General features: G+C 71.8%; 15 protein-coding genes. 9 read left to right on the top strand and 6 right to left on the bottom strand.

Annotation, left to right across the window (positions count from 1 at the left end; genetic code table 11):
• The first annotated feature begins 111 nt into the window (after positions 1 to 111).
• Positions 112 to 2,868, top strand: a complete 2,757-nt coding sequence (locus tag ACGFYQ_RS15995; protein WP_393744182.1) for a PKD domain-containing protein — start codon at positions 112 to 114, stop codon at positions 2,866 to 2,868.
• Between the two features lie 76 nt (positions 2,869 to 2,944).
• Here the strand turns inward: ACGFYQ_RS15995 and ACGFYQ_RS15990 are convergent, their stop codons facing one another.
• From ACGFYQ_RS15990 to ACGFYQ_RS15980, 3 genes are all read right to left on the bottom strand, one after another.
• Positions 2,945 to 3,364 (bottom strand): PPOX class F420-dependent oxidoreductase, encoded by a 420-nt coding sequence (locus ACGFYQ_RS15990; RefSeq protein ID WP_266943911.1) that lies wholly within the window; start codon positions 3,362 to 3,364, stop codon positions 2,945 to 2,947.
• Between the two features lie 65 nt (positions 3,365 to 3,429).
• Positions 3,430 to 4,656: a DUF1266 domain-containing protein gene (locus ACGFYQ_RS15985; RefSeq protein ID WP_393744180.1), complete on the bottom strand. Its 1,227-nt coding sequence runs from the start codon at positions 4,654 to 4,656 to the stop codon at positions 3,430 to 3,432.
• A gap of 9 nt (positions 4,657 to 4,665) precedes the next feature.
• Positions 4,666 to 5,070: an ATP-binding protein gene (locus ACGFYQ_RS15980; protein WP_393744178.1), complete on the bottom strand. Its 405-nt coding sequence runs from the start codon at positions 5,068 to 5,070 to the stop codon at positions 4,666 to 4,668.
• A gap of 229 nt (positions 5,071 to 5,299) precedes the next feature.
• On the opposite strand from ACGFYQ_RS15980, the gene ACGFYQ_RS15975 reads away from it, so the two are divergent.
• Genes ACGFYQ_RS15975 through ACGFYQ_RS15965 form a run of 3 tightly spaced genes read left to right on the top strand, consistent with a single transcriptional unit; the run spans position 5,300 to position 6,605 of the window.
• Entirely contained in the window at positions 5,300 to 6,166 is an 867-nt protein-coding gene (locus tag ACGFYQ_RS15975; protein ID WP_393744176.1) for a helix-turn-helix domain-containing protein, read from the top strand.
• The gene (locus ACGFYQ_RS15970; protein WP_393744174.1) at positions 6,163 to 6,333 is read left to right on the top strand and encodes a DUF397 domain-containing protein; all 171 of its coding nucleotides are present in this window, start codon (positions 6,163 to 6,165) and stop codon (positions 6,331 to 6,333) included. Before ACGFYQ_RS15975 ends, ACGFYQ_RS15970 begins: the two co-directional genes overlap by 4 nt.
• A complete protein-coding gene (locus ACGFYQ_RS15965; protein ID WP_393744172.1) occupies positions 6,330 to 6,605 on the top strand; it encodes a mycoredoxin in 276 nt (91 codons plus the stop codon). Before ACGFYQ_RS15970 ends, ACGFYQ_RS15965 begins: the two co-directional genes overlap by 4 nt.
• Here the strand turns inward: ACGFYQ_RS15965 and ACGFYQ_RS15960 are convergent.
• Positions 6,562 to 7,017: an Lrp/AsnC family transcriptional regulator gene (locus ACGFYQ_RS15960; RefSeq protein WP_393744170.1), complete on the bottom strand. Its 456-nt coding sequence runs from the start codon at positions 7,015 to 7,017 to the stop codon at positions 6,562 to 6,564. The genes ACGFYQ_RS15965 and ACGFYQ_RS15960 overlap by 44 nt on opposite strands.
• Positions 7,018 to 7,111: 94 nt before the next feature.
• Here ACGFYQ_RS15960 and ACGFYQ_RS15955 point away from each other — a divergent pair, with 94 nt between their 5' ends.
• Both ACGFYQ_RS15955 and ACGFYQ_RS15950 read left to right on the top strand, forming a co-directional pair.
• A complete protein-coding gene (locus tag ACGFYQ_RS15955; protein WP_393744168.1) occupies positions 7,112 to 7,975 on the top strand; it encodes an LLM class flavin-dependent oxidoreductase in 864 nt (287 codons plus the stop codon).
• A complete protein-coding gene (locus ACGFYQ_RS15950; protein WP_393744166.1) occupies positions 7,972 to 8,400 on the top strand; it encodes a nucleoside deaminase in 429 nt (142 codons plus the stop codon). Before ACGFYQ_RS15955 ends, ACGFYQ_RS15950 begins: the two co-directional genes overlap by 4 nt.
• Before the next feature lie 4 nt (positions 8,401 to 8,404).
• On the opposite strand, the gene ACGFYQ_RS15945 is transcribed toward ACGFYQ_RS15950, so the two are convergent.
• Positions 8,405 to 9,364, bottom strand: a complete 960-nt coding sequence (locus ACGFYQ_RS15945; RefSeq protein ID WP_393744164.1) for a TetR/AcrR family transcriptional regulator C-terminal domain-containing protein — start codon at positions 9,362 to 9,364, stop codon at positions 8,405 to 8,407.
• Positions 9,365 to 9,531: 167 nt separating this feature from the next.
• Between ACGFYQ_RS15945 and ACGFYQ_RS15940 the strand changes: the two genes are divergently transcribed.
• From ACGFYQ_RS15940 to ACGFYQ_RS15930, 3 genes are all read left to right on the top strand, one after another.
• Positions 9,532 to 10,641: an FAD-dependent monooxygenase gene (locus ACGFYQ_RS15940; protein ID WP_393744162.1), complete on the top strand. Its 1,110-nt coding sequence runs from the start codon at positions 9,532 to 9,534 to the stop codon at positions 10,639 to 10,641.
• Positions 10,642 to 10,990: 349 nt separating this feature from the next.
• The gene (locus ACGFYQ_RS15935) at positions 10,991 to 12,880 is read left to right on the top strand and encodes a C1 family peptidase (RefSeq protein ID WP_393744160.1); all 1,890 of its coding nucleotides are present in this window, start codon (positions 10,991 to 10,993) and stop codon (positions 12,878 to 12,880) included.
• 17 nt (positions 12,881 to 12,897) lie between these two features.
• Complete coding sequence (locus tag ACGFYQ_RS15930) at positions 12,898 to 13,224, top strand: protease inhibitor I42 family protein (protein WP_393744158.1); 327 nt, start codon at positions 12,898 to 12,900, stop codon at positions 13,222 to 13,224.
• Here the strand turns inward: ACGFYQ_RS15930 and ACGFYQ_RS15925 are convergent.
• Complete coding sequence (locus tag ACGFYQ_RS15925; RefSeq protein ID WP_393744156.1) at positions 13,208 to 14,401, bottom strand: DUF418 domain-containing protein; 1,194 nt, start codon at positions 14,399 to 14,401, stop codon at positions 13,208 to 13,210. The genes ACGFYQ_RS15930 and ACGFYQ_RS15925 overlap by 17 nt on opposite strands.
• Positions 14,402 to 14,484 lie beyond the last annotated feature (83 nt).

Raw genomic sequence — 14,484 nt, 5'->3', positions numbered from 1 at the left:
GGGTCGCGTGCGCCCGACTGTCGCTGGGGGAACGTCACGCCTGCCAGTCGTGCGGCGCCGCTGCATCCTTCGTGACTCCACGCAGTCCTCTTCACGAAGGAAACCCTCCTGGTGCGTCCCACTCGCACGACGGTCCTGCTCACCGCGGGTCTCGTCACCCTCTTCGGCGCCCCGGCCGCCGCGGCCGCCGAGACCCCGGCCAGCCTCTACGTCAACAATCAGGCCGACTCCAACTGCTCGGACTCCGGTTCGGGTACGCAGGCCGTCCCGTACTGCACCATCTCGGCGGCGGCCAAGGTCGTGCGGCCGGGCCAGACCGTGCAGATCAAGCCGGGCAAGAGGTACGACGAGGCCCTCACCGTCGACCGCTCCGGTGAGCCCGGCAAGCCGATCACCCTCGTCGCCGAAGGCCGCGATGACATCGGACTCCCAGCCAGGGTGTCACTGGGTGAGAGCTCCGTGACCGTCAGCGGCGCTTCCCACGTGGTGCTCCGCGGGCTGGTCACGACCGGTCCCGTCCGGGTCGGCGGTTCCACGGATGTCGAACTCGACTGGATGGACGTGGAGGGCGACGACGACGTCGTGGTCGGCGACGCGAGCACCGACGTGCGCCTCACCCGAAGCGAGGTGCACGGCGTCCGGATCGAAGGCGGTGCCCGGGGCACCCTCCTCGGCCGCAACTTCATCCGCAGCGGCACCGCGACGCTGGTCACGGCGGTGGACGCACCCGGCACGGTGGTCACCAACAACACCTTCCTCCTCGACTGCGTGGCAGCCCTTTCGCTCAGTGGTGCCTCCACCGGGTCCGCGGTGTTCAACAACGTGATCTACCCGGTCGACTTCACCCCCTGTGCGTCCGGCAGTGCGCACACCGGCATCGTGGTGTCGGAAAGCGCCGCCGCGGGTACGCGCGCCGACTCCAACCTGCTGGTCGACGGAGCCACGAGCCAGCTGAACGCCTACAACTGGGCCGGCACCGCATACGAGACCGCCGCGGCGTTCCAGGCCGCGACCGGGCAGGGCGCGCACGACATCGTGACCCCGTCCGCCCCTGGCACCATCCACGGGGACCAAGGCTCCATGGCCGTCGACTCCGGTGACCTGACGGCGCCGGGCGTGCTGCCCTCGGACAACCGGTTCTTCCCGACCGCGGACGACCCGCGCGTGCCCAACACGGGCAAGGACGGCGGCTTCATCGACCGCGGTGCCCGCGAGACCCAGGACGACCTGCGCGGCGTCTCGATGCAGCTCGACCCGCTCTGGGCTCCGGCCGGCACCACGGTGACGGCCAAGGCCTTCCCGAACAGCACGTGGTCCGCCGCCCTGACCTACCACTACGACTTCGGTGACGGGACGGCTCCGGTCGTCACCAAGGAGCGCAGCGCCGCGCACGCCTACGGCAAGCCGGGCGACTACGTGGTCAATGTGACGGCGGTCAACGGAGTGGGGAAGAAGGTCTCCGCCGAGCCGCAGACGACCAAGGTGACCGCCGCCGGCCCGCTGACGGCGGGCTTCACCGCCACGCCGGTCCTGCCGACCTCGGACAGCCCGATCGGGAACGGCGCCCCGCTGACCATGTCGTTCGACCCCCGGCCCGCCACCGCGGCGCCGTGGCCGGTGACGGACGTGTACGTGGACTTCGGTGACGGTTCCTCCGAACACAGCGACCACATGGACCGCGCCTACCGGCACACCTACAGTCAGCCCGGCGACTACAAGGTGACGTTCACCCTCTATGACTCGAAGAGCGGCACGTCCAAGGTCAGCCGGAACGTCCGGGTCGACTACGCGGCGTCCGGGTATGTGGCGACGGCGCCGTTCCGGGTGTTGGACACCCGTGCCACCAACGCGCCCGTGCAGGGAGGCGTGGCCACTCCCGTGGTGCTGCCCGTCGGCCTCGCCGTACCGGGTCATGAGCTCTCCGGAAGCATGGCGGCGGCGGTCCTCAACGTGACCGTTACCGGTGCCACCGAGGACACCCACCTCAGCGTCTGGCCGTCGGGTCAGCCCCGCCCGGTGACCTCGAACGTCAACGTGAAGGCGGGCGGTACCTCGTCCAACACGGTCACCGTCCCGGTGGGCGCCGACGGCAAGGTCTCCGCGCAGCTCAACTCCGGCAGGGCCTCGCTGATCGTGGACTTCGTGGGCTACTACCAGCCGAACATCGGGCAGCGGTTCAGCCCGGTGACCCCGACCCGTGTCGTCGACACCCGCGCCACCGGTGGTGCGCTGGGCGGTGGCCAGACCCGCACGGTGAGGGTCGCGGGTGTGAACGGCATCCCGGCGGATGCCACGGCGGTCGCGCTGAACCTGACCGGTACCGGTGCGACCGAGCAGGCGCACGTCATCGCCTACCCGGATCCGGCGAAGCGTCCGACGACCTCGAACCTGAACGTGGAGCCGGGCAAGGACAAGTCGAACCAGGCGATCGTCCCGGTCGGGCCGAACGGCACCATCACGCTGTTCACCAACTCCGGCTCCACCCACCTGGTGGTCGACGCGGTCGGCTACTACGGCAAGGATGCCAAGGCCCTCTTCACCCCGGTCGTGCCCAAGCGGCTCGCCGACACCCGTACGACCGGCAAGCTCGCCCCGGGCGCCACGACGACCGTGGCCGGCCTGCCGGCCAACGCCGTCGGTGCGGTCCTGAACGTGACCGCGACGGAGACCACAGGCCCCGGCTTCCTGACCGTGCACGGGTTCGGGACTCCGCGTACGGATGCGAGCAGCCTGAACACGCTCCCGGGTCTGACCGTTCCGAACCACGTCACGACCCCGGTCGGGGACGGCAAGGTCAGCGTCTTCAACAGCTGGGGCGGCAGCAACCACGTGATCACCGACCTGCTCGGCTACTTCACCCAGGGCTAGCCGCAGCGGCAGCACACACCGGAGCCCCGGCCCCCGCGCACTGCGAGGGCCGGGGCTCCCGGCTGTCCGGGATGGCTCAGCCCCCGGCCTTGGCGGCGTTGCCGAGGACCTTGGTCGGGGTGATGCGGACGACCACGCGGACGTTGTCGGCCGGGGCGTCCTGGTACTCCTTGCCGGCGCCCGGGCCGAGGTACTCCTCGGCGATGCGGACGGCGACCGCGCGGCCCGCGTCCTCGGCAACGGTGGCCGTGCCGCGGATCTCGGCGTAGAGGAAGGGATTGGCCAGGTCGAAGACGGTCAGGCCGACCCGCCCGTCGCGGACGATGTTGCGCTCCTTGCGACGGCCCTGCTCGGTGGAGATCAGCAGATCGGCGCCCTCGCGGGACACCCAGACCACGGAACTCTGCGGACTTCCGTCGGGGTTGATGGTCGACAGGACGGCGGGGTGCGGCGCGTCCAGCAGTCCGCGCACGGTCTCGTTCAGCTCAACAGTCATGCCTGAGAGGCTAATTGCCGTGACGGGGTGGTCGCCGGGAGTACGCCGGGGCGGATGCGTCTTCGTCACGTCCAGGGGATGTTGAGCCACGGGCTGCCGGGATCGGTCGTCAGCGCCCGGTGCGTGGCGACCATCTCCTCGTACCAGTGCCCGAACTCCTCCTCGTCGAAGTGCAGGCAGCGTCCGAGGACGTAGCCGACGGACAGGTCCTCCCACGAGCGGTACGCGAGCTTGCAGGCGCGGCCGGCCCGTACGACGGCGTCCTCGGTCTCGGAGAGGCTGCCGAAGCGGGCGCCGAGGCCCCAGCGGGCCATCTGGGAGGCCCGGCCGTAGTCCCAGGCCTCGACGGACCGGACGTACTTCCCTTCGGCGAGCAGCCCGTCGGCCCGGAAGCGCTGCTCGTAGCGGGCGATCCGGCCGATGACCCGCTGGATGCCCGCGATCTCGCCCTCGACCTCGGCGGCCGGGCGCGGCTCGGCCAGGGTGACGCCGTCGGGGGTGATCCGCGGCTCGGCGGCCCGTTCGGCGTTCGCCCGGAGGACGGACGCCGTGGCGTGCCGCCAGTGCTCGATGTCCACCGGTCCGGCGAACTCCTTCGCAAGGGCACGGCGGACGCGGAGCGCGAACTCCCATACGGAGCTGACCATGTCGGCGGTCAGGAGCCGTTCGGTGCTCTCCAGCCACTCCTCGCGGGTGGTGATGCCCCACCATTCCTTGAGCTTCCGGCGCTCGGCGCTGTAGCCGTCGCCGTGGTAGCCGATGGCGTTCCAGAACATCCCGTTGTTCACGGCCAGGTGCGCGCCGCAGGCCAGCCCGAAGGCGACCGGCCCGTGCAGCGGGCCGCCGAGGTGGAGCGCGTGGACCTTGCGCTGCTCCAAGCCGGCGTAGCGGGGCCTCCGGTCACGGTGGAAGGCCCAGGTGGCGCGGTGGGCCGGGGTGGCGGGGAGGAAGACCTCGAAGGGGGTGCCGGGGTTGACGGCCAGGTACGCGGGGCCGCCGGTGGCCGGGAAGGCGTCGACGAACCAGCTGAGGGTCTCGCGCTCGAAGACCAGGTCGGGGGTCGGGACGGGGAGCATGCCGGCCGTGAAGGTGACGTAGGCGTCGGCGCCGACCTGCGGGAAGTAGGTGCGTTCCCGTCGGATCAGGTCGGGATGCGCGTCCTGGTAGGCGCGGGACTGGGGGATGAAGAGCTCGGTGAGCGCGAGGACGTCGAAGAAGGCGGCCCAGTCGCCGCGTGCCCTGGTCTCGTGCAGCTCTCGTTCAATCGCGCTCGGAGCGGTCCAGTTCCCCATGCGGGAACCCTAGCCGGAGGCGTCGAGCGCCAGTTCGGCCCATACGGTCTTGCCGACGACCCGGTCCGCGGCGCCCCACCGCTCCGAGAGCAGATCCACGATGTGCAGCCCCCGCCCGTACTGCTCGTCGTCCCCCGCCGCTCGCAGTTCGGGCCGCCGCTCTCCTTTCGGATCGGTGACCGCGATGCGGAGCACTGCTCCGGTGAGCTCCACCTCGACCCGGAGGTACCGGTCCCACACGGAGCCGTGCAGCAGCGCGTTCGTGGTCAACTCGCTGGTCAGCAGCGCCACGTCCGAAGCCAGCCCGGGCTGCCCCCACGCCACGGCCAGCCACGCGGCTCGCCGCCGCGCAGCCGGGACGGAGTCCTGCCGGGGCGGGTAGTTCCGTACGTCGTACCGGATGGGTTCGAGCATCTGTGCGGCACCTCCTGTGCGGGCGGTGGCATGCCGGTGCCGTGCGGGGGCAGGCCGGTGCACTTCCGCCAACTGTCGCTGTGCGGTGAGCAGTTCGTCACCGACGGTAGGGGTGTCGTGCCGTGGGATGCAATCTCTTCCGGGGAAATCTATCCCCAGGGAGTAGTTGTGCCGTTCGCGCCGGGCGCGGAAGACTGCCTTGGGTACGAGGAGGTGGGACCAAGTGCCCATGGACAACCGGGTATCCACGGTGCTGGCGCGTCGGCTGGGCGGAGAGCTGCTGCGGATGCGCGACGCGGCGGGCCTGACGCAGCCACAGGCCGCCCAGGTGCTCAGCGCGACTGCGGCGAAGATCGCCAAAATGGAAAGGGGCTGGGTCCCGTTCCGGGATCCGGATGTCGTCGCCCTGTGCAAGCTCTACGGAGAAACGGACGAGGCCGTCGTCCAGGGCCTGCTGTCCCTCGCCAAGCTGGACCGCGAGCGCCGCAAGGCCAAGGGCTGGTGGCAGCACTCACCCGACGCGGGCTCGATGGCGGAGTACATCGCGATGGAGGACGTGGCCACCCGGGTGCGCACCTGGCAGCTGTCCCTGGTCCCCGGCCTGCTCCAGACCGCCGACTATGCTCGCGCACTCGCCGTCAGCGACGAGTTCTGGCAGGACCCGGACGATATCGAGCGCATTGTGGCCGTGCGCGTGAAGCGTCAGCACCGGCTGCGCAGCGAGGTGCCGCTCCAGGTCCACGCGGTGATCTGGGAGGGAGCGCTCCGGCAGGAGGTCGGCGGCGTAGCCGTGATAGGGGCCCAGCTGGCCCACTTGGTTGAGCTTGCCCAGATGCCCAACGTCCACGTACAGGTGCTGCCGTTCCGGGCTGGCGGACATCCGTGCATCGTCGGTCCGTTCAACGTCGTCTCATTCGCGGAGGCGGAGGCCATGGATGTGGTCCATGTGGATGTCATCGGATCTACTGTGTGGGTGGAGAGCCGCGAACAGAGTGCCGTTTACAGCAGGTACTTCGACCGCACCGCCAGGCTGAGTCTGGCTCCTCGTGACTCCATCGATCTGATCGACAGCATTCGTAAAGGGCTCCAGGCATGACGCAGTTCGAGTTCGTGAAGGCCAGCTACAGCGCGTCCAGCGGCGAATGCGTCGAGGTGGCCACCAACGTGGCCGGCACGGTGGCCGTCCGGGACAGCAAGCAGGGCGACGGGCCCGTCATCCGGGTCACCGACACCGCGTGGGCGGCCTTCGCGGGGGCGCAGTGACGGCCGAGGTCACCGTCTACTGGCGGCCCGGGTGCCCGTACTGCATCAAGCTGCGCGCACAGCTGCGGCTGACCGGGACCCCGTACCGGAAGGTCAACATCTGGCGGGACCCGGACGCGGCGGCGTTCGTGCGCAGCGTCGCCGACGGCAACGAGACCGTCCCCACGGTGCGCGTGACGTCCGCCGCCGGCCACGAGTCGGTGATGGTGAACCCCTCGCTCGCCCGGATCAGGAAGGCACTCGCGGGCCGCGGAACGGGAGCGGCCGGCTGAGGACGAGGTTGGTGGTCGTGCTCCCGAACTGGGCCAGCTCGTCGACGATCTCCTCCAGGTGGGCCATCGAGGTGGTCGCCACCTTGAGGACGTAGCAGTCGTCCCCGGTGGTGCGCAGGCACTCCAGGATCTCCGCGCGCTCCTCCAGCAGGCGGCGCAACGGCTCGTGCCGGGTGCCCGGACCCGGGTACTTCAGCCGGACCACCGCGAGCACGCCGTACCCGGTCCGCTCCAGGTCCACCTCCGCCCGGTACCCGGTGATCACCTCGGCCGCCTCCAGCCGCCGCACCCGTTCCTTCGTCGCCGACGCGCTCAGGTTCACCCGCCGTGCCAGCTCCGTGAACGCGATCCGGCCCTCCCGTTGGACTTCCCTCAGGATCGCCCAGTCCGTTGCGTCGAGACTCTCGGTCATCCGGCCAGATTACCGGCGAATCCACGGGTGAATCGCGCCTGAACAGGCGGGAGTTACTTCTGGCGACCGGCGCGGCCTGGCTAGGCTCGGCGTTGTGAAGATCGGAGTCAACGTCCTCAATTTCGGCCCCGGCACCGACCCGGGAGTCCTGCGGAGCTGGGCCCAGACCGTGGAGGGCCTGGGCTTCGACCTGCTGATGGTCTCGGACCACGTCGCCATCACGGCCGACGTCGCCGAGCGCTATCCGGCACCTTTCTACGAGCCCTTCACCACCTTGTCCTGGCTGGCCGGCCTCACCACCCGGGTCCGGCTCGGCACGACGGTCCTCATCACTCCCTACCGGCACCCGCTGCTCACCGCCCGGATGGCGGCCAACCTGGACGAGCTGAGCGGCGGCCGGCTGGTCCTCGGCGTGGGGGTGGGCTGGGCACGGCAGGAGTTCGCCGCTCTCGGGATCCCGTTCGAACAGCGTGGACGACTGACCGACGGCCACCTGCGGGACATCCGGGCGGCCTGGCCGGACACCGCCTCCTACGGCAACCGGAGGATCCCGGTGTGGGTCGGCGGCAACAGCGACGCGGGGCTGCGCCGGGCCGTGCGGCTCGGGGACGCATGGCATCCGCTGCGGTGCACCGTGCCGTGGCTGCGCGAAGCCGTGGTCAGGCTGAAGGCGTACGCGGACGAGCAGCACTTCCCCGTGCCCGCCCTGGCCCCCCGTATCGCTCTGAAACTCACCGCGGCACCGGTCGGCGGACCGCGGCGACTCGCCGGCGAGGGCACGATCGACCAGATCATGGACGACCTCGACCAGCTGCGGCAGCTGGGCGCCGAGGCCGTCGTCCTCGACCCGTACGACGGCGACCCCCGCGAGACGTGCCACCCGCAGGCGGCGTGGCAGGCACTGGCCACGGTGGCAGCGCACTTCTACCCACCCCGCACCAGATCGGAGCAGTCATGACCACACCCGACGACCACGCCCTCCTCCGGCGGGCCATCGCGCTCGCGGCCGAGGCACGCGCGGGCGGCAACCCGCCGTTCGGGTCGCTGTTGTCGGGACCGGACGGGACGGTCCTGGCGGAGGAGCACAACACGACCCTCACCGACGACGACATCACCGCGCACCCGGAACTGAAGCTGGCGAGGTGGGCCGCGAGGGAGCTGGACGCGGACACGGCGGCACGGACCACGATGTACACCAGCTGCCAGCCGTGCGGGATGTGCGAGGCGGTCATCCAACAGGCGGGCCTGCGGCGGGTGGTGTTCGCCCTGTCCGACGAACAGCTCCTGGACATCAGGCCGGGCAGCGGCCGGCAGCCCGTGCCCCAGGACGGCCCCGCGCTGCTCGACGAGGTGCGGGCCGTGGTCGAGGGGTACTACCGCTGACCGCCTACCGTCCTTCGACGACGGGGGTCAGGCCGTCGAGGAGGGCCTTGAGGCCGAACTCGAAGAGCGAGTCCAGCCGCAGGTCGTAGCCGTCCTCGAAGGATCCGACCACCTTGGTGAAGGTCGGGAAGCGGCCGGATTCCACCAGGTCCCGGAGGGCGGGGGCGCGGCTGTCCATCCACTGGTCCTCCGACTGGCCCGTGGCGGCTTCGGCGTGCGCTTCCATCTCCAGGTGCACCGCCAGGCCCTGGACGTGGCTGTAGAGCAGGACGTGGATGTCGAACAGCGTGGTGGGGTCGAGGCCGTGGCCGTCGAGGGCGCCCAGCATCCACTCGCCGTGGACCATCAGGTTGGGCACGAGCAACGGGCGGGTGAGGGAGCCGAGCTGCGCCAGCCACGGGTGCTTCCGGTACAGGCTCCACAGGGTCCGGGCGCCCAGCTCGATGCGGGTACGCCAGTCCTCGGGGGCGGTCGCGGGGCAGGACTCCTCGCCGAACGCGGCGTCGGCCATGAGCAGGACGAGGTCCTCCTTGCTCGGGACGTACCGGTAGGTCGACATCGCCGCGACGCCGAGGCGGGCCGCGACGCCGCGCATGGAGAGCGCCGGGAGCCCTTCGGCGTCGGCGATCCCGATGGCGGTGCGGACGATCCGGTCGAGGCTCAGCTCCTGTTCGGGGTCCGGGGCGGGGGACGGGCGCCTGCGAGGCGGCGTGACGGGGGCGGCCGGAGCGGTACCGGCGACGACCGTGCCGATGCGGGGCCGGGCCTCGACGAGTCCCTCCAGGCGCAGGGTGGTCAGGGCCTTGGTGGCGGTGGCGAGCGCGACCCCCCATTCCCCGGCGATCTGCCGGGTCGAGGGGACCCGGTCCCCGGGGGCGAGTTCACCGTCCGCGATGCGCCGCCGGATCGCGCCGACGATGCGCAGGTAGGGCGGATCACCCGCCGTGCCTGTGGGCTTCGTCACGTCCTGCCGCCTTCCTGTCCTGTACTAGTGCAGAGGGTAGCAGCGGCAATGTCGTCCGGAGGGGTGTCTGTCCTAGTGCAGGGCTGCTATTTGGCCAGTTGAGGTGGGTGCGCGTACGCCGTACGTTCAGAGCGCATACACCGTACAAGGGGCTGAAGGAGCTACTCATGCGGACCGTACTCATCTCCGGCGGCGGAATCGCCGGGCCCGTCCTCGCCTACTGGCTGCGCCGCCACGGCTTCGTGCCCACCGTCGTCGAACGTGCCCCGGGCCCGCGCCCCGGCGGCCAGGCCGTGGACATCCGCGGCGTCGCGCTCGACGTCGTGGAGCGGATGGGCCTCCTGGAGCGGGCGAGGGGCGTCAGGACCCGGATGCGCGGCATGTCGATCCTCGACGCCGAGGGCCGTGAGGTCGACCGCTCCACCGAGGCGACCTTCAGCAGCGGCCGGCTCGACAGCGAGGACATCGAGGTGCTGCGCGAGGACCTGGTGCGGATGGTGCACGAGCACACGCGCGCGGACGTCGAGTACCTCTTCGGCGACAGCGTCACCGCGCTCGACGAGGACGGGGCCGGCGTACGCGTCGACTTCGCGCACGGGGCGCCGCGCACCTTCGACCTCGTGGTCGGGGCCGACGGCCTTCACTCCACCGTACGGCGCCTGGCCTTCGGCCCGGAGGAGGGCTTCGCGCACCACCTGGGCAGCTACCTCTCGGTGTTCGGCGCGGACAACTTCCTCGGCCTGGACGACTGGCAGATGTGGCTGCGGGACGGCGACGTGGGCTTCGGCATCATGCCCGTACGCGACAACACCGAGCTCAGGATCGCCTTCGGCTTCGAGTCCGCCCCCCTCGCCCACGACCTCCGCGACGGCGGCGCCCTCCGGCAGCTCGTCGTGGACAGGCTCGCGTCGCTGCGGTGGGAAGGGGCCCGCCTGGCCGAGGCCGCCCGGAATGCGCCCGACTTCTACTGCGACGCCATGGCTCAGATCCGCATGGACCAGTGGTCGCGGGGCCGGGTGGCCCTGCTCGGGGACGCCGGCTACTGCCCTTCCCCCCTCTCGGGGCAGGGCACCAGCCTGGCCCTCGTGGGCGCCCACGTGCTGGCCGACTGCCTCGCCGGGGCGAACGGCGACCACCGCAGCGCGTACGCCAGTTACGAGGGGCGGATGCGCCCCTTCGTCACCCTCAACCAGGCCTTGGCCACGGAGAATCCCGGGGGACCCGCGTCGGAGGAGTCCGTGGCGCACGCCAAGAACGCGCTCTCGCTGGACGGCTGATCCGGGCAGGCCGCGATCCGACGAAGGGCCCCGACCGCGACGTGGTCGGGGCCCTTCGTCCGCCCCTGTCTCAGCGCCCGGTGACCCCGGGCACGGGGCGGACCTTTCGGCCGGAAGGCGGCGGGGGCGGGCCGTGACAGCGACGCGCTCTGGATGATGCCGGGACATGCGCTCCGCCCGTGGTGACAGCCGACGACGTGTCCCCGAGCTCACCGGCACAGCCTGAGGCGAGCGCCGTGTGGAGCCCCCTCGTGCCACCGCGCGACCGTACGGACCCCCTTGACGGTCCCCGGTGGCGGCGGGAGGCTCCCGGGTCGGGGATCCGAACGGTTGCAGCTGGGGGGCCGCCATGCCGGAGGAATCTGTCCAGACGGTGGGGGAACTGCGGGCACGGCTCGCGGCGCGCGGGGCCCGGTGGTCGGTCCTTGAGCACCTGGCCGACGAGGAGCCGGTACCGCGCCCCTCGCTCGGCCTGGAGCCCGGCGCGAACCTGACGCCCGCCGAGGCGGTACGGGTCGTCGACCTGCGGGCGCTCATCGGCCGGGAGAGCGCCAACCCGCACCTGACCCGGCGCCGGGCCGCCCACGGGCTGCTCCCGGGCACGCCGGTGGCTGCCGGGGCCGCCCGGCCCGCCGCCGTGGACTGGCGCAGCCGCTGGGGCCGGCCCTGGATCACCAAGGTGAAGGACCAGAACCCGTGCGGTTCCTGCTGGGCGTTCGGCGCCGCCGGCCTGGTGGAGTCGATGGCCCGCATAGAGCACGGCGTGTGGGCTACGCGCTCCGAGGGCGACGTGCACGACGGCCTGAAGTCCAGCTGCGGGCAGGGGAGCAACCCGGAGACCGCCCTGGACTGGATCAAGACCAACGGCGGGCTCGCCGACCCGGACTGCTGGCCGTACAGCACCCCGCCCGCCGGACTGCCCGCCACCCGGCGCGACGCCTGGCGCGCCGAGTACACGCCCAGCTGGGACCGCTCGGGCCGGACCGTCCGGATCACCGACTACGTCCGCCTCGGCGACGTCGAGCAGCAGAAGGTCTGGCTGGACACGGTCGGCCCGCTGACCGCCTGCTTCGACGTGTACGACGACTTCTTCGCCCTGGGCGCGGGCGTCTACCACCGCACCAGCGACCAACTCGCGGGCGGCCACTGCGTGCTGATCGTCGGCTACGACGACGCGGCCGGCTGCTGGCTGTTCAAGAACTCCTGGGGGACGGGCTACCACGTCGGCGGCTACGGCCGGATCGCCTACGGCGAGGTCAACGTCGACTACTGGGCCAAGTGCGGCCTGCGCGGCACCAACATCGACCCGTGGACCAAACGCCGCCTGCACACCGGCAACGTCTACGAGAGCGGCAACGGCCGCGCCCACCGCAACTTCGAGATGCTCGCGCGGGCCGGCGGCGGCCGCCTCCAGCACTGGTGGCGCGAGGGCGACGCCCCCTTCGCGTGGGGCCGCGCGGGCACCTTCGCGAACGACGCCTCGAGCCAGCCCGCCTTCACCGGGACCACGTACAACCGGAACATGGAGTCCCTGCACGTGACCACCGGTGGCCGGCTGCGCCACTGGTACTACGAGCAGTCCGCCGGTGTCTGGCGCGACGGCGGCGCCTTCGGCCCCGGCGACGCGGCCATCGGCTCGACCCCGGGGTTCATCCAGAGCGACTACGGCAAGCCGGGCAACTTCGAGGTGGTCGTACGGACCGCGGACGGCCGCCTCAACCACTGGTGGCGGATCAACGGCGCCCCCTGGTCCTGGAACGACGGCGGCCGCTTCGCCTCCGGCATCGCCCACTACGGGCCCGCCCTCGTCCAGACCCGCGGCCGCCGGCTCGACCTCGTCGCCACCCGCGCCGACGGCCGGATGCAGCTGTGGTGGCGGGACGACGCGAACGCCTTCGTCTGGCGGGCCGGGGAGGTGTTCGGGGAGGGGGCCACCTCCGCGCCCTGCCTGATCGAGGGGCAGTACGGGGCCGTGGACGAGGACACGGCCGGGAACTACGAGCTGTGCGTGGCCGTCGCGGGCGGGCGGGTCGAGCACTGGTGGCGCGGCAACGCGGCCGGCTCGGCCTGGAGACGTGGCGCGGTCTTCGGGCACGACGTCCTCGCGGTCACCGGGATGCTCCAGGGCAGTTTCGGGTTCAACCTGGAAGTCGTGGTCCTGCGCACCGACCGCCTGCTCCAGCACTACTGGCGCGACGGCGCGGGCTGGCATGAGGGGTCGGTGATCGGCCCGGCCTGAGACGAGCAGGGGGCAAGGTGGAGGTACGGAGCGTCGTGCTGAGCCCCGGTGAGCCGTACGAGCTGCGGCTCACCGGACGCGGGGCGCGCGGGTACGTGTGGACCTGGCAGGTCAGCGGGGACACGGACGTGGTGGCGGTGTCGGTGGGGCCCCCGGTGTCCGACGAGAGCCTGCCCGGCGCGGCGGTGGAGCGCACGTACGTCGTCCGGGGCCGCCCGCCGGGCGGCGGCCGGGCCCGGATCCGCTTCGCGCAGGTCCGGCCGCCCTACCCGGACGAGGCCCCGTACGACGAGTTCGTGCTGGACGTGGAGGTCACGGACGCGGAGGTCACCGACGCGGGCTGAGAGCCGCGTGCTGTACGGACTCCAGCGGGCCGCGGTCGAAGCGGCGCAGCCACAGCCACGACCCGGCCGCCAGGGTCACTGCCACGGCCGCCCACAGGGCCATCACCCACCAGGGGCCGGTCCCGGCGAGCCGGTCGGCGAGGCCCAGCCCGATGCCGTAGCAGAGCAGCATGCACAGCAGGTTCTGGGCGACGTAGCAGGACAGGGCGGTGCGGCCGACGGAGCCGAGGGCGGTGGTGACGGGCCGGGGGATCCACAGCCGGTCGAGGGCGACGCCGATCAGGCCGATGTAGCCGACGGCGACCAGCGGCGCGACCCCGTAGCGGCCCAGGACGAAGAGGTCGTCGCCGCCGAGGGCGGTCGCCACGTTCAGCGGCAGTCCGAGGCCGAGGCCCCAGGCCGCCATCCGGGTCCGGATGCGGCGGCCGTCGGCGGTGGCGGTGAAGGCGCCCGCGCGGTGGAGGCGCACGCCGAGGAGGAAGAGGAAGACCAGCAGGCCGAAGGAGAAGACGGGCTCGATGCGCAGCGCGGCGAAGTGCTCCAGGCGGAAGGCGATCTGGGCACCGTAGCCGCCGTGCGCGTACAGCTCGACGGCGTCGGCGGACGGGGCCTTCGCCATGCCCTCCGGCGCTTTCTCCGGCTTCGTCACGGCCGCCAGGGTCACCAGGGCGACCAGGGTCAGGTGCACCGCGGCGGCCACCCGCATCGCCCGCCTGCGGACCTTCTCGGAGCGGGCCAGCAGCCAGGCGACGAGGAGGGCGGTGACGGCGTACCCCATCAGCACGTCCCAGGCGAAGACGAGGACGAAGTGGACGGTGCCCTCGACGAAGAGGAAGGCGGCGCGGCGCGGGTAGCGGCCGGGCCAGGGGTCGCCGCGACGCGCGGCGGAGTCGTACTGGATGGCGAGGCCCACCCCGAACAGGACCGTGAGCAGGGCCAGGAACTTGCCGTCGGCGAGGAAGCGGAAGACGGACTCCGCGACGGTCGCGGCGGAGGGGTCGGCGATCGGGTCGGGGGAGGCGAGCCCGCCCGTGAGGACGCTCCACTCCGAGCCGGGCGAGGCGAAGATCCAGACGTTGGTCATGAGCGTGCCGAGGATGGCGGCGCCGCGCAGGACGTCGAGGAGGGGGAGCCGTGCGGTCTTCCGGTCCACCGGGGCGATGAGTGTGTCGGCCATGACTTCAGCGTCCCTGCGCGCGGGGCGCCGTACGTCGTGCCGGTGGACGAACTCGCGGTACATCCTTCGATGCAGTCCTCGAT

This window comes from Streptomyces sp. NPDC048258, from assembly GCF_043201995.1.
In the GTDB taxonomy this organism is placed as follows: domain Bacteria; phylum Actinomycetota; class Actinomycetes; order Streptomycetales; family Streptomycetaceae; genus Streptomyces.
The sequence above is the reverse complement of the archived record's forward strand: the minus strand, read 5'-3'. Positions and strand labels throughout refer to the sequence as shown.

Coding starts and splice junctions, on each gene's coding strand:
- ACGFYQ_RS15975 (WP_393744176.1), top strand. CDS start 5,300: ATGGACAACCGGGTATCCACGGTGCTGGCGCGTCGGCTGGGCGGAGAG.
- ACGFYQ_RS15925 (WP_393744156.1), bottom strand. CDS start 14,401: ATGGCCGACACACTCATCGCCCCGGTGGACCGGAAGACCGCACGGCTC.
- ACGFYQ_RS15985 (WP_393744180.1), bottom strand. CDS start 4,656: ATGGGGAACTGGACCGCTCCGAGCGCGATTGAACGAGAGCTGCACGAG.
- ACGFYQ_RS15940 (WP_393744162.1), top strand. CDS start 9,532: ATGCGGACCGTACTCATCTCCGGCGGCGGAATCGCCGGGCCCGTCCTC.
- ACGFYQ_RS15990 (WP_266943911.1), bottom strand. CDS start 3,364: ATGACTGTTGAGCTGAACGAGACCGTGCGCGGACTGCTGGACGCGCCG.
- ACGFYQ_RS15980 (WP_393744178.1), bottom strand. CDS start 5,070: ATGCTCGAACCCATCCGGTACGACGTACGGAACTACCCGCCCCGGCAG.
- ACGFYQ_RS15935 (WP_393744160.1), top strand. CDS start 10,991: ATGCCGGAGGAATCTGTCCAGACGGTGGGGGAACTGCGGGCACGGCTC.
- ACGFYQ_RS15950 (WP_393744166.1), top strand. CDS start 7,972: ATGACCACACCCGACGACCACGCCCTCCTCCGGCGGGCCATCGCGCTC.
- ACGFYQ_RS15970 (WP_393744174.1), top strand. CDS start 6,163: ATGACGCAGTTCGAGTTCGTGAAGGCCAGCTACAGCGCGTCCAGCGGC.
- ACGFYQ_RS15960 (WP_393744170.1), bottom strand. CDS start 7,017: ATGACCGAGAGTCTCGACGCAACGGACTGGGCGATCCTGAGGGAAGTC.